This window comes from Streptomyces sp. NPDC046870 (genome assembly GCF_040704595.1).
Classification (GTDB): Bacteria; Actinomycetota; Actinomycetes; order Streptomycetales; family Streptomycetaceae; genus Streptomyces; species Streptomyces argyrophylli.
In genome coordinates this window covers 292,448-318,368 of sequence record NZ_JBEYXM010000005.1, presented here as the reverse complement: position 1 = coordinate 318,368, position 25,921 = coordinate 292,448, and the positions used below count along the sequence as shown (strand labels likewise).

At 76.6% G+C, this 25,921-nt stretch carries 3 protein-coding genes; all 3 read left to right on the top strand.

The genetic code is table 11. The features are described from left to right. The first annotated feature begins 209 nt into the window (after nt 1-209). Nucleotides 210-5,687, top strand: a complete 5,478-nt coding sequence (locus AB0946_RS14630) for an SDR family NAD(P)-dependent oxidoreductase (RefSeq protein ID WP_366760931.1) — start codon at nt 210-212, stop codon at nt 5,685-5,687. Continuing rightward, a complete protein-coding gene (locus AB0946_RS14625; RefSeq protein ID WP_366760930.1) occupies nt 5,687-10,435 on the top strand; it encodes a type I polyketide synthase in 4,749 nt (1,582 codons plus the stop codon). Before AB0946_RS14630 ends, AB0946_RS14625 begins: the two co-directional genes overlap by 1 nt. A gap of 67 nt (nt 10,436-10,502) precedes the next feature. Then, nucleotides 10,503-25,919 (top strand): type I polyketide synthase, encoded by a 15,417-nt coding sequence (locus AB0946_RS14620; protein WP_366760929.1) that lies wholly within the window; start codon nt 10,503-10,505, stop codon nt 25,917-25,919. Nucleotides 25,920-25,921 lie beyond the last annotated feature (2 nt).

Genomic DNA, 25,921 nt, shown 5'->3' with positions numbered 1-25,921 from the left:
AGGACCGGCCCGGGAGATCCGCCGGTCGCCGGGGTGCGCGTGCCGTGGGACCCCTTAGTCGCCGCGGGGGCCCTGGGGGCTGTAGGGGTGTCCCGCGTCATCGGCGCCTGCCTAGCCTCCGACAGCGGAGGGGAAGCGGACCGGAAACCGTCCGGAGGCGATCCGCACGGCCGAGGCCCTCACTTCGATCTCGATCGGATGGCGCGCTGGTGAACAACGAAGAGCAACTGCTCGACTATCTCAGGCGGACGACCGCGGATCTGCGGGAGGCGCGGCGACGGCTGCGCGAGAACGAGCAACGCGCACACGGCCCCGTCGCCGTCGTCGGCATCGGCTGCCGCTACCCGGGCGGCGTCACCACCCCCGAGGAGCTGTGGGAGCTGGTCGCCACGGGCACCGACGCGGTGTCGGACTTCCCCGCCGACCGCGGCTGGGACGTGGACGCCCTGTACGACCCCGACCCGGCGCGGCCCGGCCGGACCTACGCCCGCACCGGCGGATTCCTGTACGACGCCGCCGACTTCGACCCGGACTTCTTCGGCATCAGCCCCCGCGAGGCCCTCGCCATGGATCCGCAGCAGCGGCTCCTGCTCGAGACCTCCTACGAGGCCTTCGAGCGGGCCGGTATCGTCCCGGCCTCCCTGCGCGGCAGCCGTACCGGCGTGTTCGCCGGCGTGATGTACAACGACTACGCCACCCGCCTCAGCTCCGTACCCGACGACCTCGACGGCTACCTCGCCAACGGAAGCGCCGCCAGCATCGCCTCCGGGCGCGTCGCCTACACCTTCGGCCTCGAAGGCCCGGTGGTCACCGTCGACACCGCCTGCTCCTCCTCCCTGGTCGCCCTGCACTGGGCGGTGCGGGCGCTGCAGTCGGGGGAGTGCTCGCTCGCCCTGGCCGGCGGTGTCACCGTGATGTCCACACCGGAGACGTTCATCGACTTCAGCCGGCAGCGCGGACTCGCGCCGGACGGCCGCTGCAAGGCGTTCGCGGCCGGGGCCGACGGCACCGGCTGGGGCGAGGGCGCCGGCATGCTGCTGCTGGAACGGCTCGCCGACGCCCAGCGCAACGGGCACCCGGTGCTCGCCGTGATCCGGGGCAGCGCGGTCAACTCCGACGGCGCCAGCAGCCGGCTGACCGCGCCCAACGGCCCGTCCCAGCAGCGGGTCATCCGGCAGGCGCTGGCCGGTGCGGGGCTCACCGCCGCCGACGTCGACGTGGTCGAGGCACACGGCACCGGCACCTCCCTCGGCGACCCCATCGAGGCGCAGGCGCTGCTCGCGACGTACGGCCGCGAACGCCCCGCCGACCGGCCGCTGCTGCTGGGCTCGGTGAAGTCCAACCTCGGGCACACCCAGGCCGCGGCCGGTGTCGCGGGCGTCATCAAGATGGTGCTGGCCATGCGGCACGGCGAGGTGCCGCCCACCCTCCACGTCGACGCCCCCACGGACCAGGTCGACTGGGAGGCGGGCGCCGTCGAACTGGCCCTGGAGCGGCGCCCGTGGCCCGTCACCGGACGGCCCCGCCGCGCCGCCGTCTCCTCCTTCGGCATCAGCGGCACCAACGCGCACGTGGTGCTGGAGGAGGCACCCGCCGAAGCTCCTTCCGGCGCCGTGGTTTCCGCCGACCCGGCTTCCAGCGACGCGGCCGCTGCCGAGGACGGTGCCAACTCCACAGCAGCAGAGGGCGGTTGCGTGCCCTGGATCGTCACCGGCCGCACCCGGCAGGCCCTCGCCGCCCAGCTCGCGCGCCTGCGCGACCACGTCGACGCGCGCCCCGGCCTGCGCCCGGCCGACCTCGGGCTGTCGCTGGCCACCACCCGTGCCCACTTCGAGCACCGCGCCGTCGCGGTCGGCCGGGACACCGGCGAACTGCTCACCGCGCTCGCCGCCGCGGCCCCGCTCACCCCCGTCGGCGGCAAGACGGCGTTCCTGTTCACCGGCCAGGGAGCGCAACGCCCCGGCATGGGCCGGGCCCTGTACCGGGCCTTCCCGGTGTACGCCGAGGCCTTCGACGCGGTGTGCGCGCTCGCCGACCGGGGCCTCCCCCGGCCACTCGCCGAAGTGATCGATACCGACGCCGAGTCGCTGACCCGGACCGACTACGCGCAGACCGCCCTGTTCGCCACCGAAGTGGCCCTGTACCGCCTCCTGGAGTCCTGGGGCGTGACCCCGGACTACGTCGCCGGGCACTCCGTCGGCGAACTCGCCGCCGCCCATGTCGCCGGGGTGCTGTCCCTGCCGGACGCCGTCCGGCTCGTGCTCGCGCGCGGCACCCTGATGGCCGCCCTGCCCCCGGGCGGCGCCATGGCCGTGCTGCGCGCCGGTGAGGACGAGGTCACCCCCCACCTGGACGACCGGGTCGGCCTCGCCGCCGTCAACGGCACCCGGTCGGTGGTCGTCTCCGGCACCGAGGAGGCCGTCGACGCCCTCGCCGCCCGCTTCGGGAAGGGCAAGCGGCTGACGGTGTCGCACGCGTTCCACTCGCCGCTGATGGAGCCGATGCTCGCCGACTTCGCCAGGGCCGCCGCCGCGTGCACCTACTCGGAGCCGCGCATCCCGGTCGTCTCCACGCTCACCGGTGCCCTCGCCGGACCCGGCCGGCTGACCACCCCGGACCACTGGGTGGACCACGTCCGCCGCACCGTCCGCTTCGCCCCCGCCCTGACCGCGCTGCACGAGCTGGGGGTGCGGACGTTCCTCGAAGTCGGCCCCGACGCGGCCCTGACCGCCCTGGCCGCGGACTGCCTGCCCGAGGACAGCGTGACCGTCGCCGGGCTGCGCCGCGACGGCGACGAGGAACGCGACCTGGTCACGGCCGTGGCCCGGCTGCACGCGGCCGGCACCGCCGTCGACTGGGCGGCGTTCTTCGCCCCGCACGGCGCCCGCCGCACCGAGCTGCCCACCTACGCCTTCCAGCGCGAACGCCTCTGGCTGGAGGCCGCCCCGAGCGGCAGCGGCGACGCCGACGGCCTCGGCCAGAGCGCCACCGGGCACCCGCTGCTGAGCGCCGCGACCGACCTGCCCGACACCGGGGGAGCGGTCCTCACCGGCCGGCTCTCCCTCGCCTCCCACCCGTGGCTGGCCGACCACGCCGTCCACGGAACCGTGCTGCTGCCCGGCACCGGCTTCGTGGAGATGGCCCTCCAGGCCGCGGAGCGCACCGGCTGCGCCACCGTCGAGGAACTCACCCTGCACGCCCCGCTGATCCTGCCCGAGCAGGGCGCGCTCGCCGTACAGGCCGCCGTCGGGCCCGAGCGGGACGGACGGCGGGAGCTGACCGTGTGGTCCCGCCGCGCCGACGGGCCCGACGCCCCGTGGACCCGCAACGCCGCCGGCGTCCTTTCCACCGCACCCGCCGACGCGGAGAGCCCGGCCGGCCTGCCCGACTGGCCGCCCCGGGACGCCGAACCCGTCGACCTGTACGGCCTCTACCCGGGGCTGGCGCGCACCGGTTACGGCTACGGCGAGGTCTTCCAGGGCCTGCGCGCCATGTGGCGCCGCGGTGACGAACTGTTCGCCGAGGCGGCACTGCCCGAGGGCGCCCGCGCCACCGCCGCCGCGTTCGCCGTCCACCCGGCGCTGCTGGACGCCGTCCTGCACGTCAACCTGCTGGACCTGCCCGGCGGCCAGGCGGTGCTGCCGTTCGCCTGGGGCGGTGTCACCCTGCACTCGGCGGGCACCGACACCCTGCGCCTGCACCTCGCCCCGTCCGGTCCCGAGGCCGTCACCCTCAGCCTCGCCGACGCCGCCGGGGCGCCCGTCGCCACCGTGCGCAGCCTCGTGGCCCGCCCCGTCTCCGCCGAACAGCTCGCCGGGGACGGCGACGACCCGCTGTACCGCGTCGACCTCGTCCCGGCACCGGCCCCGGCGGCCACCGAGATCCCGGCCCCGGCGGTGTGCGGCTTCGGCGGCACCGGCTCGGGCGACGCAGCCCTCGACGCCCCCCGCCACCCCGACCTGGCCGCCCTCACCGCCGCCGGTCCCGTGCCCGGCCTGGTCGTCCTGCCCGTACCGGCCGCCCCCGGCCCCGTGCCGGACCTCCCCGCCCTCGTCCGCGACCGCGTGAACGCCCTGCTGGACGCCCTCCGCGCCTGGCTCGCCGACGACCGCTGCGCCGGCAGCCGGCTCGCGGTGCTGCTGCGGACCGGCGACCTGACCCACGCCCCGCTGTACGGACTCGTACGCGCCGCCCAGGCCGAGAACCCCGGCCGGTTCCTGCTGGTCGACAGCGACGGCAGCGCCGCCCCGGGCCCCGCGCTCGCCACCGCGCTCGGCGCCGGTGAGCCGGAGGTCGCGGTGCGGGACGGCGAGGTGCGGGTGCCCCGGCTGGCCCGCGCCAAGGCCGGCGAACCGCTCGTCTGGGACCCGGACGGCACCGTCCTGATCACCGGTGGCACCGGTGGCCTCGGCGCGCTGATCGCCCGCCACCTGGTCACCGAGCACGGCGTACGGCACCTGGTGCTGGCCGGCCGGCGCGGCGCGGACGCCCCCGGCGCCGCCGGACTCCGGGACGAGCTCGCGCGGTCCGGCGCCGAGGTGACGCTCGCCCGGTGCGACGCCGCCGACCGGGACGACCTGGCCGCGCTGCTCGCCGCGTACGAGGTGCGGGCGGTGGTGCACGCCGCCGGTGTCGTCGACAACGGTGTGCTGGCCACCCTGGACGCGGACAAGGTCGACCGGGTGCTGCGGCCCAAGGTGGACGCCGCCTGGAACCTGCACGAACTGACCCGCGACACCGGCCTGTCGGCCTTCGTCCTGCTGTCGTCCACCGCCGGTCTGCTGGTCGGCGGCGGCCAGGCCAACTACGCCGCCGCCAACACCTTCCTCGACGGCCTCGCCGCCCACCGCCGTTCCCTGGGCCTGCCCGCCGTCTCCCTCGCCTACGGACTGTGGTCCGGCTCCGGCGGCATGAGCGCCGGCATCGACGCCGCCGACCTGGAGCGGCTGCGCCGGCTCGGCCTGCCGCCGCTCACCCCGGCCCAGGGACTGCGCACCTTCGACGCCGGCCCCGGCGCCGAGGACGCGGTCCTGGTGCCCGTACGCCTGGACGCCGCCGCCGTACGCGCCCGGCCGGACGGCGTCCCCGCGCTGCTGCGGGGCCTGGTCCGGCCGGCCCGGAGGCGCGGCACCGAACCCGCCGCGGGCACCCCCGCCGGCTCCTGGCGTGAGCGGCTGGCACCGCTGCCCGACGCCGACCGGGACCGCGTCCTGCTGGAGCTGGTCCGCACGCACGTCGCCGGCGTCCTCGGGCACCCCTCGCCGGAGTCGGTCGACCCGGGACGCGCCTTCCAGGAGATGGGCTTCGACTCGCTCGCCGCCGTCGAACTGCGCAACCTCCTCGCCGGCGCCACCGGCCTCACCCTCCCGGCGACGCTGGTGTTCGACCAGCCCACCCCGCACGCCCTCGCCGCCCACCTCAAGACCGCGCTCGTGCCGGGACCGGCCGACCAGGCCCGCTCCGCGCTGGCCGAGCTGGACCGTCTCGAAGCCGCCCTGCACGCCCTGCCCGACCAGGACGGCAGCCACGCCCGCGTCACCGCGCGCCTCGAAGCGCTGCTGCGCGGCTGGCAGGACGGCCACGCGCGCCCCACCGACCCCGGGTCGCCGGCCGACGTCCCCGACGTCCGCGACGCCAGCGACGAAGAACTCTTCGCCAGGATCGACAACGAACTGGGAGCCCTGTGATGGAAGACTCGGCCACGGCCGGCAAGCTCCGCGACTACCTCAAGCGGGCCACGACCGAGCTGGAGCGCAGCCGCCGCCGCGTACGGGAGCTGGAGGAGCAGGACCACGAGCCCGTCGCCATCATCGGCATGGGCTGCCGCTACCCCGGCGGCGTGCGCACCCCCGAGGACCTGTGGCGCGTCGTCGACGAGGGCATCGACGTCGTCACCGAGTTCCCGGCCGACCGCGGCTGGGACGTCGAGGCGATCTACGACCCCGAACCCGGCGCCCCCGGCAAGACCTACGTCCGCCACGGCGGCTTCCTGCACGACGCCGCCGAGTGCGACCCGGCCTTCTTCGGCATCAGCCCCAAGGACGCGCCCGGCACCGACCCGCAGCAGCGGCTGCTGCTGGAGGTCACCTGGGAGGCCTTCGAGCGGGCCGGCATCGACCCCACCACGGTGAAGGGCACCCCGACCGGCGTCTTCGTCGGCCTGATGCACCACGACTACATCGGCGGCACCATCTCGGGCAGCATCGTCTCCGGCCGCATCGCCTACACCCTCGGCCTGGAGGGGCCCGCGGTCACCATGGACACCGCCTGCTCCTCCTCCCTGGTCGCGCTGCACTCGGCGATCCAGTCGCTGCGCAAGGGCGAGTGCACGCTGGCGCTGGCCGGCGGTGCCGCCGTCATGGCCAGCCCCGAGATGTTCATCGAGTTCAGCGAGCGCCGCGCGCTGTCCCCCGACGGCCGCTGCCACTCCTTCTCCGACGATGCCGCCGGCGCCGCCTGGGCCGAGGGCGCCGGCATGCTGCTCGTGGAGCGCCTCTCGGACGCCCTGCGCAACGGCCACGAGGTGCTGGCCGTCGTCCGCGGCTCCGCCGTCAACCAGGACGGCGCCTCCAACGGCCTGACCGCGCCCAGCGGCCCGGCCCAGATCCGCGTCATCCGGCAGGCCCTCGCCGACGCCCAGCTCGCCCCGCACCACATCGACGCGGTCGAGGCGCACGGCACCGGCACCACGCTCGGCGACCCCATCGAGGCGCAGGCCGTCATCGCCGCCTACGGGCAGGACCGGCCGGAGGGCCGGCCCCTCTGGCTCGGCTCCATCAAGTCGAACATGGGCCACCCGCAGGCCGCCGCCGGCGTCGGCGCCGTCATCAAGATGGTCATGGCGATGCGCCACGGCACCCTGCCCCGCACCCTGCACGTGGAGAAACCGTCCACCGCCGTCGACTGGAACGCGGGCGACGTCCGCCTGCTCACCGAGCCCCGCCCCTGGCAGACCCCCGACGGCCGCCCGCGCCGCGCCGGTGTCTCCTCCTTCGGCATCTCCGGCACCAACGCCCACACCATCCTGGAGGAGGCGCCGCCCGCCGGGGCCGACGGGACGCCGGCGGAGCGGGCCGCGCTGCCCGTCGTGCCGTGGGTGCTGTCCGGCAAGGGCGCCGACGCCGTCCAGCGCCAGGCGGAGCGGCTGCTCGCCGTCGCCGGTGACCTCGAACCGTACGACGTCGGGTACTCGCTCGCCACCACGCGCACCGTGTTCACCCACCGGGCCGCCGTCACCGGCCGCGACCGGGACGAGCTGCTGGCCGCTCTGCGCGCCGTCGCCGACGGCAGCCAGGCCGCCGTCGTGGCCCCCGAACCCGGCCGGCTCGGCGTGCTGTTCTCCGGGCAGGGCTCCCAGCGGCCCGGCATGGGCCGCACCCTGCACGCCGCGTTCCCGGTGTTCGCCGCCGCCTTCGACGAGATCTGCGCCGCCTTCGACGCCCACCTGGACCGCCCCCTGCGCGAGGTGATGTCCGACGAGGACACCGACCCCGCCCCGCTGCACCGGACCGTCTACACACAGGCCGCGCTGTTCACCTTCGAGACCGCCTTGTACCGGCTGCTGGAGCACTGGGGCGTCCGCCCGGACCTGCTCGCCGGGCACTCCGTCGGCGAGGTCGTCGCCGCGCACGTCGCCGGCGTCCTGGACCTGCCCGACGCGGTCGCCCTCGTCGCCGCCCGTGGCCGGCTGATGCAGGAACTCCCGGCCGGCGGCGCGATGGTGTCCCTGCTGGCCGCCGAGGACGAGGTCACCCCGCTGCTCACCGACGGCGTCGACATCGCGGCCGTCAACGGCCCGCGCGCGGTGGTCGTCTCGGGTGACGAGGAGGCCGTGGCCGCCGTGGCCGCCCGCTTCGACAAGACCAAGCGGCTGACGGTGTCGCACGCCTTCCACTCCCACCGCATGGACCCGATGCTCGACGCGTTCCGCGAGGTGCTGGCGGGCCTCACCTTCCACGAGCCCCGCCTGCCGGTCGTCTCCAACGTCACCGGCCGCCTGGCCGACGAACTGACCTCGCCCGACTACTGGGTGCGGCACGTCCGCGCGGCCGTCCGCTTCCACGACGGCGTCACCGCGCTGGCCGCCGAGGGCGCCACCCGCTTCCTGGAGGTCGGCCCCGACGCGGTGCTCTCCACCATGGCGCAGGACGTCGTGCCGCACGTCATCGCCACCCAGCGCCGCGACCGCGCCGAGGACGCCGCCCTCGTCGACGCCCTGTGCCGGCTGCACCTGACCGGCACCGGCCCCGACTGGAGGGCCGTGTTCGCCGGGGGCCGCAAGGTCGGCCTGCCCACCTACCCGTTCCGCCGCGACCGGCACTGGGAGGACGCCCCCATCCTCCAGGCCGAGCGCGCCGCCGCGGCCCGCGCGGCCACGGACGCCGCCGACCCGTTCTGGGAGCTGGTCCGGGACCAGGACGTCAGCGCCGTCGCCGCCACGCTCGGCGTCGCCGACGAGCCCTCCGTCGCCGCCGTCGTACCCGCCCTGGCCGCCTGGCACGAGCAGCGGCAGGCCAACGCCGCCGCCGACGGCTGGCGTTACCGCGTCACCTGGGAACCCCTGGCCCCCGCCGCCACGCCCGCGCTCGGCGGCCACTGGCTGGCCGTCGTCCCGGAGGCCGACGACCCGTGGACCACGGCCGTCCTGACCGGGCTCGCCGACCAGGGGCTGCGCATCGACACCCTCACCGCACCCGAGACGGCCGGCCGGGCGGAGCTGGCCGCGCTGCTCGCCGGCCGGGGCGGCGTGGACGGCGTGCTGTCCCTGCTGGCACCGGCCGGCCCGCTCACCACGACGGCCGCCCTCGTGCAGGCCCTCGGCGACGCCGGGATCACCGCCCCGCTGTGGTGCGCCACCCGCGACGCCGTCGCCCACGGCACGGCCGCCACCGTCAGCGGCTTCGCCCAGGCCCCGGTGTGGGGCCTCGGCCGGGTCGCCGCCCTGGAACACCCCGACCGCTGGGGCGGACTGGTCGACCTGCCCGCCGAGACCGGCCCGCGGACCGCGGCCCGGCTGGCCGCGCTGCTCGCCGACGCCGGCGGCGAGGACCAGGTCGTCGTCCGCGAGTCCGGCGCCTACGGCCGCCGCCTGGAGCACGCCCCGGCCCGCGCGGGCGCCCCCTGGAAGCCGTCCGGCACGGTGCTGGTCACCGGGGCCACCGGCGCCGTCGGCGCGGCCGTCGCCCGCTGGCTCGCCGCCGAGGGCGCCGACCACCTGCTGCTGACCTCCCGCCGCGGCCCCGACGCACCCGGCGCCGCCGACCTCGTCCGCGAACTCACCGACGCCGGCACCCGGGTGACCCTCACCGCCTGCGACGTCGCCGACCGGACGGCACTGGCCGCGCTGCTGGACTCCGTACCGGAACAGCACCCCCTCACCGCCGTCGTGCACCTGGCCGGCGTCCTCGACGACGGCGTCCTGGACGCGCTCACCCCGGACCGGTTCGCCGGTGTGCTCGCCCCCAAGGCCGACGCCGCCCGCCACCTGCACGAACTCACCGCGGACCGGGACCTGTCGGCGTTCGTGCTGTTCTCCTCGCTGACCGCCACCGTCGGCGGCGCCGGACAGGCCAACTACGCCGCCGCCAACGCCTTCCTCGACGCCCTCGCCGAGCACCGGCGCGCCGCCGGACTGCCCGCCACCTCGATCGCCTGGGGACCGTGGGGCGGCGACGGCATGGCAGCCCACGGCACCGTCCGCTCGGCCGCCCGCGCGATGGGCATGTCCCTCCTCGACCCCGGTCGCGCGCTGACCGCGCTGCGCCGCGCCCTGGACGGCGGCGACACCACCGTCACCGTCGCCGACGTCGACTGGTCCGCGTTCGCGCCCGCGTTCACCGCGACCCGGCCCAGCGCCCTGCTGTCCGCGCTGCCCGAGGCGCGGCGCGGCACGGCCGGGCCCGCCGAGCCGGGCGCGGCCGACGGCTTCGCCGAGAAGCTGGCCGGACTCACCGGCGGCGAACGCGAACGCGCGCTCCAGGAGCTGGTGTGCGGCCAGGCCGCCGCGGTCCTCGGCTACGGCGGCGCCGACGCGGTCGAGCCCACCACCGCCTTCCGCGACCTCGGTTTCGACTCGCTCACCTCCGTCGACCTGCGCAACCGGATCAGCGGCGCCGCCGGGGTGCCGCTGCCGGCCACGCTGATCTTCGACTACGCCACCCCCGCCGCCCTCGCCAAGTACCTGGGCACCGAACTCGCGGGCGCCGACACCTCCGTCGACTCCGTCCTCGCCGACCTCGAACGGGTCGCGGCCCGGCTCGGCGACCTCACCGCCGAGGACATCGAGCAGGGACGGATCACCACCCGCCTCCAGGCGCTGCTGGGCGACCTGAACAAGACCCTCGGCCAGGACGCCGCCGACCTCGCCGGACGGCTGGAGGAGGCCTCCGCCGACGACGTCTTCGCCTTCATCGACAACGAACTCGGCTCGGCGTGACCCCACCCTCCCACGACACCCCGGCCCCACCGCAGTCCACCTCTTCGCACAGGAGTGGCGACACCCGATGACCAACGACGAAAAGCTGCTCTCCTACCTCAAGCGGGTCTCCGCCGACCTGGCCCAGACCCGGCAGCGGCTGCGCGAGGTGGAGACCCAGGACCGGGAACCCATCGCCATCGTCGGGATGAGCTGCCGCTTCCCCGGCGGCGTGACCACCCCGGAGGAGTTCTGGCGGCTCGTCCACGACGGCACCGACGCCATCGGTGACTTCCCCGACGACCGGGGCTGGGACATCGACGGGCTGTACGACCCCGACCCGGACGCCACCGGCAAGAGCTACGTCACGCGCGGCGGGTTCCTGTCCGACGCGGCCGGGTTCGAGCCGGACTTCTTCGGCATCAGCCCCCGTGAGGCGGTCGCGATGGACCCCCAGCAGCGGCTGCTGCTGGAGGTGTCGTGGGAGGCCCTGGAACGCGCCCGCATCGCCCCCGACTCGGCGCACGGCGCCCGGATCGGGGTGTTCGCCGGCACCAACGGCCAGGACTACAAGGACCTGCTGGCGAGGATGCCGGAGGACAGCGAGGCCGCGCTCGGCACCGGCGTGCTGGCCGCCGTGATCTCCGGCCGCATCTCCTACACCCTGGGCCTGGAGGGCCCGGCCGTCACCATCGACACCGCCTGCTCCTCGGCGCTCGTCGCCGTGCACCTGGCCGTGCAGGCGCTGCGCAACAAGGAGTGCACCCTCGCCCTCGCGGGCGGCGCCACCGTGATGGCCACACCGGGCAACTTCATCGCCTTCAGCCGGCAGCGCGGCCTCGCCGCCGACGGCCGCTGCAAGTCCTTCGCGGACGCGGCGGACGGCACCGGCTGGAGCGAGGGCGCGGGCATGCTGGTGCTGGAACGCCTCTCCGACGCCCGCCGCAACGGCCACGAGGTGCTGGCCGTCGTCCGCGGCTCCGCCGTCAACCAGGACGGCGCCTCCAACGGCCTGACCGCCCCCAACGGGCCCTCCCAGCAGCGCGTCATCCGCGCCGCGCTCGCCGGGGCACAGCTCACCACCGCCGACGTGGACCTGGTGGAGGCGCACGGCACCGGCACCACCCTCGGCGACCCGATCGAGGCGCAGGCGCTGCTGGCCACCTACGGCCAGGACCGGCCCGCCGACAGCCCGCTGTGGCTCGGGTCGGTGAAGTCCAACATCGGGCACACCCAGGCCGCGGCCGGTGTCGCCGGCATCATCAAGGCCGTCATGGCGATGCGGCACCGCGTCCTGCCGAAGACGCTGCACGCCGACGAGCCGTCCACCAAGGTCGACTGGGGCCAGGGCCGGGTACGGCTGCTGACGGAGAACCGGCCCTGGCCCGACCCCGGCCGCCCGCGCCGCGCCGCCGTCTCCTCCTTCGGCGCCAGCGGCACCAACGCGCACACCATCCTGGAAGAGGCCCCCGCCGGGGAACCGGCCGGGACCGAGCCGCGCACGGCACCACCGCTGGTGCCGTGGGTGCTCTCCGGCCGCACCGAACGCGCCCTGCGCGAACAGGCCGCCCGCCTGGTGGCCGCCGCCGGTGAGCCGGACCCGGTGGACGTGGCGCACTCCCTGGCCGCCACCCGCACCGCCCACCCCTACCGGACCGTCGTCCTCGGCGCCGACCGGGACGCGCTCCTGGCCGGTCTGGCCCGGGTCGCCGACGGCGGTCCGGGCGCCGCCTCGGGCCGGGTCCGCAAGGGACAGACCGCCTTCCTGTTCACCGGGCAGGGCGCCCAGCGCGCCGGCATGGGCCGGCAACTGCACGCGCACTTCCCCGTCTTCGCCCGCGCCTTCGACGAGATCTGCGCGCTCTTCGGCGACGACGACCTGCGCGACCTCGTCCTCGGTGACGACCCCGAGCCGCTGCACCGCACCGCCCGCACCCAGACGGCGCTGTTCGCCTTCGAGGTCGCGCTGTACCGGCTGGTGGAGTCCTGGGGGCTCACGCCCGACTATCTGGCCGGGCACTCCATCGGCGAGATCGCCGCCGCCCACGTCGCCGGCGTGCTGGACCTGAAGGACGCGACCACACTGGTGGCCGCGCGCGGCCGGCTCATGCAGGCGCTGCCCGAGGGCGGCGCGATGATCGCCGTACGCGCCACCGAGGAGGAGGTCCGCCCGCTGCTCACCGAGCGGGTCGGCATCGCCGCCGTCAACGGCCCCGAGTCCGTGGTGATCTCCGGGGACGCCGCCGAGGCCGAGGCGGTGGCCGCCCGCTTCGCCAAGAGCCGCCGCCTGACGGTCTCGCACGCCTTCCACTCGCCGCTCATGGAACCGATGCTGGACGGGTTCCGGGCGGTCGCCGAGTCCCTGACCTACCACCGCGCCACCGTCCCCGTCGTCTCCAACGTCACCGGCGCCCTCGCCACCCAGGACATCGCCGGCCCCGACTACTGGGTGCGGCACGTGCGCGAGGCGGTCCGCTTCCACGACGGGATACGCGCCCTCGCCGCCGAGGGCGTCACCCGCTTCCTCGAACTCGGCCCGGACGCCGTGCTGACGGCCATGGCCCGCGAGTGCCTGGCCACCGACGGCACCGGCACCGACGCCGTGCTCGCCGCCGCCACCCGCCGCGAACGCGACGAGACCGAGACCCTGCTCACCGCCGTGGCCCAGCTGTACACCGGCGGCGCCGCCGTGGACTGGACCGCGCTGTTCACCGGCGCCCGCACCGTCGACCTGCCCACCACCGCCTTCCAGCGCGAGCGGTTCTGGCCCGAGACCACCGCACCGGTCGGCGACGTCGGCTCCGCGGGCCTGGACCCCGCCGACCACCCGCTGCTCGGCGCGGCCACCGTGCTCGCCGACTCCGACGGCGCCGTGCTCACCGGCCGGCTGTCGGTGCGCACCCACGCCTGGCTCGCCGACCACGTCGTCGGCGGCACCGTCGTCGTCCCCGGCACCGCCATGGTCGAACTCGCCGTCCGCGCAGGCGACCAGGTCGGCTGCGGACGCCTGGACGAACTCACCCTCGAAGTACCGCTGGCGCTGCCCCCGGACGACGGCGTGCGCGTCCAGGTCGCCGTCGGGGCGCCCGACCCGTCCGGCGCCCGTACGGTCCAGGTGTACGCCCGCGCCGAGAGCCTGCCCGCCGACGCGCCGTGGACCCTGCACGCCTCCGGCCTCCTCACCGCCGACACCGGCACCCCCGGCAGCCGCCTGGACGTGTGGCCCCCCGAGGACGCCGAACCCCTCGACACCGACGGACTGTACGAGCGGCACGCCGCCGCCGGACTGGCGTACGGACCCGCCTTCCAGGCCCTGACCGCCGCCTGGCGGCGCGGCGAGGAACTGTACGCCGAGGTACGGCTGCCCGAGCGGCCCGCCGCCGACGCGCCCCGCTTCGGCCTGCACCCGGCCGCCTTCGACGCCGCCCTGCACGCCCTGGCCCTCCTCGGCGACGGATCGGCCGACGACACCGCCCGGCTGCCGTTCATGTTCGCCGGCGTCACCCTGCACGCCGTCGGCGCCTCCGTGCTGCGGGCCCGGCTGGTGCCCACGGGGAACCACGCCTTCGCCGTCGACCTGGCCGACGCCACCGGCGCCCCCGTCGCCACGGTCACCTCGCTCGCCTCGCGCCCGCTCACGAACCTGCGCGCCGACCGCGACACGACCGCCGACGCCCTGTTCGCCCTCGACTGGCAGCCGCTCCCGCTGGACACCGACGCCCCCGACGCCGCCCACCGGGTGCTGCACAGCACCCCTGGCACCGACGCCGCCGCCGTACGCGAGGCGCTGCGCACCGCGCTCGCCGCCCTCCAGGACGACGACCCCCGTCCGCTGGCCGTCGTCACCCGGGGCGCGGTCGGCGTCGCGGAGGAGGACGTGCCCGACCTGGCCGGCGCGGCCGTCTGGGGCCTGGTGCGGTCCGCGCAGTCGGAGAACCCGGACCGCTTCGTCCTACTCGACCTCGAACCCGGCGCGGACGCCGACGCCGTCCTGCCCGCCGTCCTCGCCTCCGGCGAACCACAGATCGCCGTGCGGGCCGGCACCGCCCACGCCGCCCGGCTGGTACGCGCCGCGGCGTCCCCGGAAGCGGCCGGGCCGGACCTCGGCCCCGACGGCACCGTCCTGATCACCGGCGCCACCGGCGGCCTCGGCCCGGTGATCGCCCGCCACCTGGTCACCGCCCACGGCGTCCGGCACCTCGCCCTGCTCAGCCGGTCGGGCCGCGCCGACGACCTGATCGCCGAACTCGCCGCCCTCGGCGCCACCGCGACCGCCCACGCCTGCGACGTCGCCGACCGCGACGCCCTCGCCGCCGTCCTCGCCGGCATCCCGGCCGAGCACCCGCTCACCGCGGTCGTCCACGCCGCCGGCGTCCTGGACGACGGTGTCGTCTCCTCGCTCACCCCCGAGCGGATCGACACCGTCCTCGCGCCGAAGGCGCTCGGTGCCCTCCACCTCCACGAACTCACCGGCGGCCTCGCCGCGTTCGTGCTGTTCTCCTCCGTCGCCGGCACCGTCGGCGCCCCCGGCCAGGGCAACTACGCCGCCGCCAACGCCCTCCTGGACGCCCTCGCCGCGCACCGCCATGCCCGGGGCCTGCCCGCGCTGTCCCTGGCGTGGGGGCCGTGGGCCCCGTCGGGCGGCATGACCAGCTCCCTGGACGAGGCGGACCGCGCCCGGATGGCGCGCGGCGGCATGACCGCCCTGTCGGCCGAGGAGGGCACCGCCCTGTTCGACCGGTCGCTGCGGGCCGGCCGTGCCGCCCTGGCGCCGGTGCGGATCGGCCTGCCCGCGCTGCGCGCCCAGGGCAGTGGCCTCGCCCCCGTCCTGCGCGCGCTGGCGGGCCGCCCGGTGCGCCGGGAGGCCGTCGCCGAAGGCGCCGACGCCGGCTTCGCCGAGCGCCTGGCCGGCCTCGGGGAGGAGGAGCGCGCCGAGGCGCTGCTGCACACGGTCCGCGCCCATGTCGCCGCCGTGCTCGGGCACGCGAACCCGCAGAGCGTGGAGACCGACCGGGCCTTCAAGGACCTCGGCTTCGACTCGCTCGCCGCGATCGAACTGCGCAACTCGCTCTCCGCCGAGCTGGGCCTGCGGCTCGCCGCCACCCTCGTCTTCGACCACCCGTCGCCCGAAGCGCTCGCCGCCCACCTCGGCACCCTGGTCGACGGCGGCACCCGGACCGGGACCCGCCGTGGCCGCCGTACCGTCACGGCCCGCGCGGACGAGCCGCTGGCGATCGTGGGGATGGCGTGCCGCTACCCGGGCGACGTCCGCACCCCGGAGGACCTGTGGCGGCTGGTCGCCGACGGCACCGACGCCATCAGCGCGTTCCCCGGCAACCGGGGCTGGGACGTGGACCGCGTCGTCGACCCCACCCGGCGGCGCCCCGACACCTCCTACGTCGGCGAGGGCGGCTTCCTGCACGACGCGGGCGCGTTCGACGCCGCGTTCTTCGGCATCAGCCCCAAGGAAGCCCTCGTCATGGACCCGCAGCAGCGGCTGCTGCTGGAGGCGTCCTGGGAGGCGCTGGAGAACGCGGGCATCGACCCGCACAGCCTCAAGGGCAGCCGCACCGGCGTGTTCGCCGGTGTCCAGTACCACGACTACTTCGGCAGCTTCGGCTCCGGCAGCATCATCTCCGGCCGCGTCGCCTACACCCTCGGCCTCGAGGGCCCGTCGCTGTCCGTCGACACCGCCTGCTCCTCCTCGCTGGTGGCACTGCACCTGGCCGCCCAGTCGCTCCGGCAGGGCGAGTCCGGCCTCGCCCTGGTCGGCGGCGTCGCCGTCATGGCCACCCCCGAGACGTTCATCGAGTTCAGCCGGCAGGGCGCGCTCGCCCCCGACGCCCGCACCCGCGCCTTCGCCGACGCGGCGGCCGGGACCGTGTGGGGCGAGGGCGTCGGCGTCCTCGTCGTGGAACGCCTCTCCGACGCCCGCCGCAACGGCCACGAGGTGCTGGCCGTCGTCCGCAGCACCGCCGTCAACCAGGACGGCGCCTCCAACGGACTCACCGCCCCCAACGGGCCCTCCCAGGAACGCGTCATCCTCGAAGCCCTGGAGAACGCCCGCCTCACCACCGCCGACGTCGACGTGGTGGAGGCGCACGGCACGGGCACGACGCTGGGCGACCCGATCGAGGCGCAGGCGCTGCTGGCCACCTACGGCCAGGACCGGCCCGCCGACAGCCCGCTGTGGCTGGGTTCGGTGAAGTCCAACATCGGGCACACCCAGGCCGCCGCCGGTGTCGCCGGAGTCATCAAGATGGTCATGGCGATGCGCAACGGGGTGCTGCCCAGGACCCTGCACGTGGACCAGCCGTCCACGAAGGTCGACTGGGACGCCGGACAGGTGCGGCTGCTGACCGAGCGGCGGGACTGGCCGCGGCACGGCCGTCCGCGCCGGGCCGGTGTGTCGTCCTTCGGCATCAGCGGCACCAACGCCCACGTCATCCTCGAACAGGCCCCGCCCGCCCCCGCCGCACCGGACCGCACCGGACCGCAGGACCTCGCCGTGCCGTGGCTGCTCACCGCCAAGACGCCCGCCGCGCTCGCCGGCCAGGCCGCCGCGCTCCTCGGCCACCTTGACACCCGTCCCGGGCTCGACCCGTCCGACGTCGGCTGGACCCTCGCCACCACCCGCGCCCGCTTCCCGTACCGGGCCTCGATCACCGGGACCGACACGGCGGAACTGCGCGGCGCCCTCGCCGCGCTGGCCGACGGCGGCACCGCCCGCACCCTCGCCGAGGGCACGGCGCCCGGCCGCGCCCGGCCCGTGTTCGTCTTCCCCGGCCAGGGTTCCCAGTGGTCCGGCATGGCCACCGAACTCCTCGAACAGTCGCCGGTGTTCGCCGCCCGCATGGCCGAGTGCGCCGCCGCGCTCGCGCCGTACACCGACTGGGACTTCGCCACCGAGCTGCGCGGCGGCCTGGACCGCGTGGACGTCGTCCAGCCGTTGCTGTGGGCCGTGATGGTGTCCCTCGCCCACACCTGGAGCGCCTACGGCGTCACACCCGCCGCCGTCATCGGCCACTCCCAGGGCGAGATCGCCGCCGCCTGTGCGGTCGGCGCGCTGTCCCTGGAGGACGGTGCCCGCGTCGTCGCCCTGCGGTCCCGGGCCATCGCCGAACTGCTGTCCGGCTCGGGCGGCATGATGTCCGTCGGCGAGGGCGCCGACGCCGTCCGCGCCCGGCTCGCCGCCTGGGACGGCCGGCTGTCCGTCGCCGCCGTCAACGGCACCGCCTCCACCGTGGTGTCCGGCGACGCCGACGCCCTCGACGAACTGCTCGCGCGGCTCAGGAAGGAGAAGGTCCGCGCCAAGCGCCTTCCCGTGGACTACGCCTCCCACAGCGCCCACGTCGAGACGCTGCGCGAGCGCCTCGCCGAGGTCCTCGACGGCATCGAGCCGCGCGCCACCCAGGTGCCGTTCTACTCGACGGTCACCGGCGGCCCGCTCGACACCACCGAACTCGGCGCCGGGTACTGGTACACCAACCTGCGCGGCACCGTGCTGTTCGAACAGGCCGTGCGCGCCGCCGTCGCCGACGGGCACCACCTGTTCATCGAGTCCAGCCCGCACCCGGTGCTCACCGTCGGCATCCAGGAGACCGACGACGCCGTGGCCGCCGTGGGCTCCCTGCGCCGCGACGAAGGCGGCCGGGCCCGGCTGCTGACCGCCCTGGGCGAGGCGTTCACGCACGGCGCCGGCGTCGACTGGACCGCCGTAGCCGAGGGCCGCCGGCCGCGCCGCGTCCCGCTGCCCGGCTACGCCTTCCAGCGCGAGTGGTACTGGCTGGACTCCACCGCGAGCGGCGCCGACGTCACCTCCGCCGGTCTCGCCCCCACCGACCACGCCCTGCTGGGCGCCGCGATGGTACGGGCCGACAGCGAGGGCGTCGTCCTCACCGGGCGGCTCTCCCCGGGCACCCAGCCCTGGCTGGAGGACCACCGGGTCGGCGGCCGGCTGCTCTTCCCCGGCACCGGGCACCTGGAACTCGCCCTGCGCGCCGGCGACCAGGTCGGCTGCGGCGACATCGCCGAACTCACCCTGCACGCACCGCTGGTCCTGCCCGACCACGGCGCCGTCCAGCTCCAGGTCACCGTCGGTGCGCCCGAGGGGGAGACCCGCCCGGTCACCATCTGGTCGCGGCCGGAGAACCCCGACGAGGACCTGCCCTGGACCCGGCACGCCGACGGCCTGCTCGCCCCCACCGGCACCCTGCCCGCCGCCCCCGCCCCGCTCGCCGCCTGGCCCCCGCGGGGCGCCGAACCGGTTCCGCTTGACGGCCTGTACGACGAACTCGCCGCCCTCGGCCTCGGCTACGGCCCCCTCTTCCAGGGGCTGTGCGCCGCCTGGCGGACCGCGGACGGCCTGTACGCCGAGGTCGCGACCGACGCGGCCCCCGACGGCTTCGCCCTGCACCCCGCCCTGTCGGACGCCGCTCTGCACACCGTCGGCCTCACCGACGCCGCCGGCGACGAGGCGCTGCTGCCGTTCGCCTGGTCCGGGGTACGGCTGTACGCCACCGGCGCGTCCGCGCTGCGCGTCCACGTCCGGCCCGCCGGCGAGGGCACCGTCTCCCTCACGCTCGCCGACCCCGCCGGCGCTCCCGTCGCCACCGTCGACGCGCTCACCCTGCGGCCCCTGCGGACCGAGGCCCTGGCCACCGCGGCGCGATCCGCCCGCGCGGGCGCGCTGTACCGGGTCACCTGGGTGCCGGCCCAGCCGGCCGCGCCCGCCGGCACGGCACCGGAAGTGGTGCGCGCCCCGGCCGGCACCAGCGCCGCCGAGGCGCGGGCGGCCGTCGACACGGTCCTCGACCGGCTGCGCACCGCGCTCGCCGCCGCCGACACCACCCTCGTCGTGGTCACCGGCACCGACCCGGCGGGAGCCGCGGCCGGCGGCCTGGTCCGCTCCGCCCAGTCGGAGAACCCCGGCCGGATCGTGCTCGTCGAGGCGGAGGCGGGGGAGGAGCCGGACGCCGGACGCCTCGCCGAGGCCGTCGCCACCGGCGAACCGCACCTGGCCTACCGCGACGGCACCTGGCAGGTCCCCCGGCTGACCCGCGTCACCGAAGGCACCGACACCGCTACCGCCACCGCCACTGACGCCGGCGGCGGGCAGATCCCCGGCCTCGGCGGCGGCACCGTTCTGCTCACCGGGGCCACCGGAGCCCTCGGGCGGATCCTCGCCCGGCACCTGGTCGCCGAACGGGGCGTGCGGCACCTGCTGCTGGTGAGCCGGGGCGGTGCCCCCGACGACCTCGTCGCCGAACTCACCGCGCTGGGCGCCGAGGTGACGAGTGCCGCGTGCGACGTCGCCGACCGGGCCGCGCTCGCCGCCGTGCTGGACGCCCAACCGGCCGGCCGGCCGCTGACCGCCGTGATCCACGCGGCCGGCGTCCTCGCCGACGGCGTGCTCACCTCCCTCACGCCGGAGCGGATCGACACGGTGTTCCGGCCCAAGGCCGACGCCGCCTGGAACCTGCACGAACTCACCGCCGGCCTGGACCTCGCGGCGTTCGTGCTGTTCTCCTCGTCCGCCGCCACGCTGGGCTCGCCCGGCCAGGCGAACTACGCCGCCGCCAACGCCTACCTCGACGCCCTCGCCGTACACCGCCGTACCCTCGGACTGCCCGCGCACTCCCTGGCCTGGGGCCTGTGGGCGCAGGCCGGCGGCATGACCGGCACCCTCGACGAGACGGACCTCACCCGCATCGCCCGGGGCGGTGTCGCCCCGCTGGAGACCGAGGAGGGCGTCGCCCTGTTCGACGCCGCGCTGCGCGGCGCCGACCCCGCCGTGCTGCCGGTGAAGCTGGACATGGCCTCTCTGCGCGCCCAAGGAGAGGGCCTGGCCCCGCTGTTCCGCGCCCTGGTGCCCGTACGGCGGGCCGGCGCGGCCACCGGGCCGGGCGCCGCCGACGGCCTGCGGGAGCGGCTCGCCGGGCTGCTGGAGGCGGAGCGCGAACCGTTCCTCACCGAACTCGTGCAGAGCCATGTCGCGACCATCCTCGGCTACCGCTCCGCCCAGGACGTCGGCCGCACCCTGGCCTTCCGCGAACTCGGCTTCGACTCGCTGGCCGCCGTCGAACTGCGCAACCGGCTCTCCGCGGCCACCGGCCTGAGGCTGCCCGCCACCCTGGTGTTCGACCACCCCACCCCCGCCGAACTCGCCCGCCACCTGCTCGGCGAACTCACCGGCACCCTCGCCGCGACCACCGCCGCCACCGCCGCCCGGGACGTCGCAGCCGACGAACCGATCGCCGTCGTCGGCATGGCCTGCCGCTTCCCCGGCGGCATCGCCTCCCCGGAGGACCTGTGGCGGCTGGTGGCCGAAGGCCGCGACGCCGTCGGCGAGTTCCCGGCCGACCGCGGCTGGGACGTCGAGAACCTCTACGACCCGACCCTGGACCGGCCCGGCACCAGCTACACCCGGCACGGCGCCTTCCTGTACGACGCCGCCGACTTCGACCCGGCGTTCTTCGCCATGGACGACGAGGAGGCCCTGGTCACCGACCCCCAGCAGCGGCTGCTGCTGGAGACCTCCTGGGAGGCGCTGGAGCGGGCCTCCATCGACCCCGCCACCCTGCGCGGCTCCGACACCGGCGTGTTCGCGGGCGTCATGTACCACGACTACTTCGGCAGCTTCGGCTCCGGCAGCGTGGTCTCCGGCCGCGTCGCCTACACCCTCGGCCTGGAGGGCCCGACCCTGTCCGTGGACACCGCCTGCTCCTCCTCGCTGGTGGCACTGCACCTGGCCGCGCAGGCACTGCGGCAGGGCGACTGCTCCCTGGCGCTGGCCGGGGGCGTGACCGTGATGGCCACCCCGGGCACCTTCGTGGAGTTCAGCCGGCACCGGGGCCTGTCCCGGGACGGCCGCTGCAAGCCCTTCGCGGACGCCGCCGACGGCACCGGCTTCGGCGAGGGCGCCGGCGTCCTGCTGCTGGAACGGCTCTCCGACGCCCGCCGCAACGGCCGGAAGATCCTCGCCGTGCTGCGCGGCACCGCCGTCAACCAGGACGGCGCCTCCAACGGCATCAGCGCCCCCAACGGCCCCGCCCAGCAGCGCGTCATCCGCCGCGCCCTCCAGGCGGCCGGGATCCCGGCGGCCGAGGTCGACGTGGTCGAGGCGCACGGCACCGGCACCACCCTCGGCGACCCCATCGAGGCCCAGGCACTGATCGCCACCTACGGCGCCGAGCACACCGAGGACAGCCCGCTGTGGCTCGGCTCGGTCAAGTCCAACCTGGGGCACACCCAGGCCGCCGCCGGTGTCGCCGGTGTCATCAAGATGGTCGAGGCCCTGCGCGCCGAGACCCTGCCGGCCAGCCTCGGCGTCGACCGGCCCTCCCGGCACGTGGAGTGGGAAGGCGGCAACGTCCGCCTGCTGACCGAGAACCGCCCCTGGCCCGACCCGGGCCGCCCGCGCCGCGCCGGCGTCTCCTCCTTCGGCATCTCCGGCACCAACGCCCACGTGATCATCGAGGCCGCGCCGCCCGCCGGGGAACCGGCCGAGGAGGCCCCGGCGCCGCCGGCCGGGACCGTGCCGTGGCTGCTGTCCGGCCACACCCCCGAGGCCCTGCGCGCCCAGGCCGCCCGGCTGCTGGAGCACCTGGCCGCCACCCCGGACGCCGACCCGCACCGCCTCGCCGGCGCGCTCGCCCACGCCCGCACCCGGCTCGGCCACCGGGCCGCCGTCCTCGGCCGCACCCGCGACGAACTGACCGCGGGCGTCCGGGCCCTGGCCGAGGGCCGCACCCCGCAGGGCGGCGTCCTCGGCACCGCCACCGACGGCCGGCTCGCCTTCCTCTTCTCCGGTCAGGGCTCCCAGCTGCCGGGCATGGGCACCCGCCTCGCGGCGGCCTTCCCCGCCTTCGCCGCCGCCTTCGAGGAGGTCGGGGAGCGACTCGAACCGCTGCTGAACCGGCCGCTCGCCGACATCCTCGGCTCCGCCGAACTGCTGGCGCGCACCGAGTACACCCAGCCCGCGCTGTTCGCCGTGGAAGTCGCCCTGTACCGGCTGCTGGAGTCCTTCGGCGTCCGGCCCGACCTGCTCGCCGGACACTCCGTCGGCGAGTTCGCCGCCGCCCACGTCGCCGGCGTGCTCACCCTGGAGGACGCCTGCACCCTCGTCGCCGCCCGGGGACGCCTCATGCAGGCCCTGCCCGAGGGCGGCGCGATGATCGCCGTACGCGCCACCGAGGACGAGATCACACCGCTGCTCGGCGACGGCGTGGGCATCGCGGCCGTCAACGGGCCCACCTCCGTCGTCGTCTCCGGACCCGCCGGCCCCGCCCGCGCCCTGGCCGCACGCTTCGAGCGCACCCGGGAACTGGCCGTCAGCCACGCCTTCCACTCCGGGCTGATGGAGCCGATGCTCGCCGAGTTCCGCGAGGTCGCGGCGTCCCTGTCGTACGGCACGCCGCGCATCCCGCTGGTGTCCACCCTCACCGGCGCCCCGGCCGCACCGGAGGAGCTGTCCACACCCGAGTACTGGGTACGGCACGCCCGTGAGGCCGTCCGGTTCGCCGACGCCGTCACCGCCCTGCACGCGGCCGGCGCACGGCACTTCGCGGAGGTCGGCCCGGGCAGCGCCCTGACCGCCGCGGCCGGCGAGTGCCTGCCCGACGGGACGGCCGTCGTACCGCTGCTGCGCAAGGACCGCGAGGAGACCGAAGCCCTGCTCACCGGGCTCGCCGCCCTGCACGTGCACGGCAGCGCCGTCGACTGGGCGCCGCTGCTGCCCCACCGGGACGGCTCGGACCTGCCCACCTACGCCTTCCAGCGCGGCCGCTACTGGATGACCGGCGACACCGGCCTGCCCCGCCCGGCGGCCGACCACCCGCTGCTCGGCACCGCCGTCGAACTCGCCGGCGCCGACGGCACCCTCCACACCGGCCGGCTCTCCCTCGCCGAGCACCCCTGGCTCGCCGACCACAGCGTCGGCGGGGTGCCGCTGCTGCCGGGCACCGCCTTCGTCGAGATGGCCCTCGCCGCCGGTGCCCGCGTCGGCTGCGGCACGGTGGAGGAGCTGACCGTCACCGAGCCGCTGCCGCTGCCCGAGGACGGCGCCGTCCGCCTCCAGTGCACGGTCGGCGAACCCGACGCGACGGGCGCCCGTGCCTTCCGCGTGTACGCCGCCGCGGCCGACGGCGACCCGTGGACCACCCACGCCACCGGCACGCTCCGCCCCGCCGGGGACGGACCCGGCCACGACCCGGCCGCCTGGCCGCCGCCCGGCGCCGAACCGGTCGACCTGGACGGCGTCTACGACCGGCTGGCCGCACTGGGCGCCGAGTACGGGCCCCGCTTCCAGGGCCTGCGCGCGGCCTGGCGGCACGGCGACGAGGCGTACGCCGAGGTCGCCGTCCCCACCGACGGCGCCGCGTTCGGCCTGCACCCGGCGCTGTTCGACGCCGCCCTGCACACCATCGGGCTGCGCGCCGGGGCCGAGGAGCGCATGACGCTGCCCTTCGCCTGGACCGGCGTGGAGCTGTACGCGCCGGGCGCGACCGCCCTGCGGGTGCGGATCGCCCCGGCCGGCACCGGCGCGGTGCGCATCGAGGCCGCCGACGACACCGGCCGCCCGGTGGTACGCGTGGCCTCCCTGGCACTGCGGGAGGTCGATCCGGAGCGGATCGCCGCGGCGGCGAGCGGGGGACACGACGACCTGTTCGCCCTCGACTGGGTGCCCGTCTCCGTGCCGGCGGCCCCGCAGGCCGGGCGGTGGACCGTCCTCGGCCCCGGCCGCCGGGAGCTGGCCGGCGCCCTGGCAGGCGAGGTCGCCGAGGTCGCCGTCGCCGACGACCTGGCCGAGGCCGCCGGACAGGCCCCCGACACCCTGGTCGTCGTCCACACCGGCGGCGACGGGCCGGACACGGTCCGGGCCGGCGTCCGGCGGCTGCTCGCCCTGGTGCAGGACTGGCTGGCCGACGCACGGTTCGCCGACACCTCCCTGGTGGTGGCGACGCGCGGCGCGACCGGGCCGGGGGACGTCACCGATCCCGGCGCCGCCACCGCGTGGGGCCTGATCCGTTCCGCCCAGACCGAGCACCCCGACCGGATGGTCCTCGCCGACCTGGACGACACGGACGCCTCCCGTGGCCTGCTGCCCTCGGCCGTAGCCTCCGGCGAACCCCAGCTGGTCCTGCGGGAAGGGGCGATGAGCGTCCCCCGGCTGGTGCGCGCGCCCCGCCTGGCCGAGCCCGCCGCGGCCGGCTTCTCCGGCGGTGTCCTCGTCACCGGCGGGACCGGCGCCCTGGGCCGGCTGGTCGCCCGGCACCTGGTCACCGCGCACGGCGCGGAGCGGCTGGTGCTGCTCAGCCGCGGCGGACCCGACGCCCCCGGCGCGGCCGGCCTGCGCGACGAACTCACCGCGCTCGGCGCCCGGGTGACCGTGGTCGCCTGCGACGCCGCCGACCGGGACGCCCTCGCCCGCGTCCTGGACGAGCACCCGGTCTCCGCCGTCGTGCACACCGCGGGCGTCCTCGCCGACGCCGTCCTCACCTCGCTCACCCCCGAGCGGCTGGACGCGGTGCTGCGGCCGAAGCTGGACGCCGCCTGGCACCTGCACGAACTGACCCGCGAGCGGCCCCTGACCGCGTTCGTGCTGTTCTCCTCCGCTGCGGGCCTGCTCGGCAGCCCCGGCCAGGCCGGTTACGCCGCCGGCAACACCTTCCTCGACGCCCTCGCCGCCCACCGCCGGTCGCTCGGCCTGCCCGCGGTCTCGCTGGCCTGGGGCGCCTGGGCGGGCAGCGGCGGCATGGCCGACCGGCTCGACGACACCGACGCCCGTCGCATGGCCTCCGGCGGTGTGCTCGCCCTCGACGCGGAGAGCGGGCTCGCCCTGTTCGACACGGGCGTGGGCCGTGCCGAACCGGTGCTGCTGCCGGCCCGCCTGGACCTCGCCCCGCGCGAGGCCGCCCGGGTCGCCCCGCTGCTGCGCTCCCTGGTGCGGGCGCCGCGCCGGACCGGGCCCGGGGCGTCCGCCGCCGGGGCGGCGCTGCGCCGCGAACTGGCCGCGCTCGCGCCCGAGGAGCGCACCGAACGGCTGCTGCGGCTGGTGCGGGACGAGGCCCGGGCGGTGCTCGGCGTCGAGGAGTTCGAGGCCGGCCTGCCCTTCAAGGACCTCGGATTCGACTCGCTGACCGCCGTCGAGTTCCGCAACCGGCTCAACGAGGCCACCGGCCTCAGGCTGACCGCCACGCTCGTCTTCGACCACCCCACGCCGGCCGCGCTCACCGACCACCTGGCCGGCGAACTGGCCCCGCGCACCGGCGACGGCCCGCGCGCCGAGGAGGACACCGTGCGGGCCGCGCTCGCCGCCATCCCGGTGGGGCGGCTGCGCGAGGCCGGCCTGCTGGACAGCCTGCTCGAACTCGCCGGGGTGCGGCCCGCGCCGGAGCAGGCGCAGGACGGCGGAACCGGCCGCGCGCCGATCGACGCGATGGACGCCGAGAGCCTGATCAGCATGGCGCTCGACGACCTGGTCGGCGACGACGACGCGCTGTGACG

Excerpts from the sequence above, each read along its gene's own strand:
- AB0946_RS14625 (WP_366760930.1), top strand. The coding sequence starts at position 5,687 with ATGGAAGACTCGGCCACGGCCGGCAAGCTCCGCGACTACCTCAAGCGG.
- AB0946_RS14620 (WP_366760929.1), top strand. The coding sequence starts at position 10,503 with ATGACCAACGACGAAAAGCTGCTCTCCTACCTCAAGCGGGTCTCCGCC.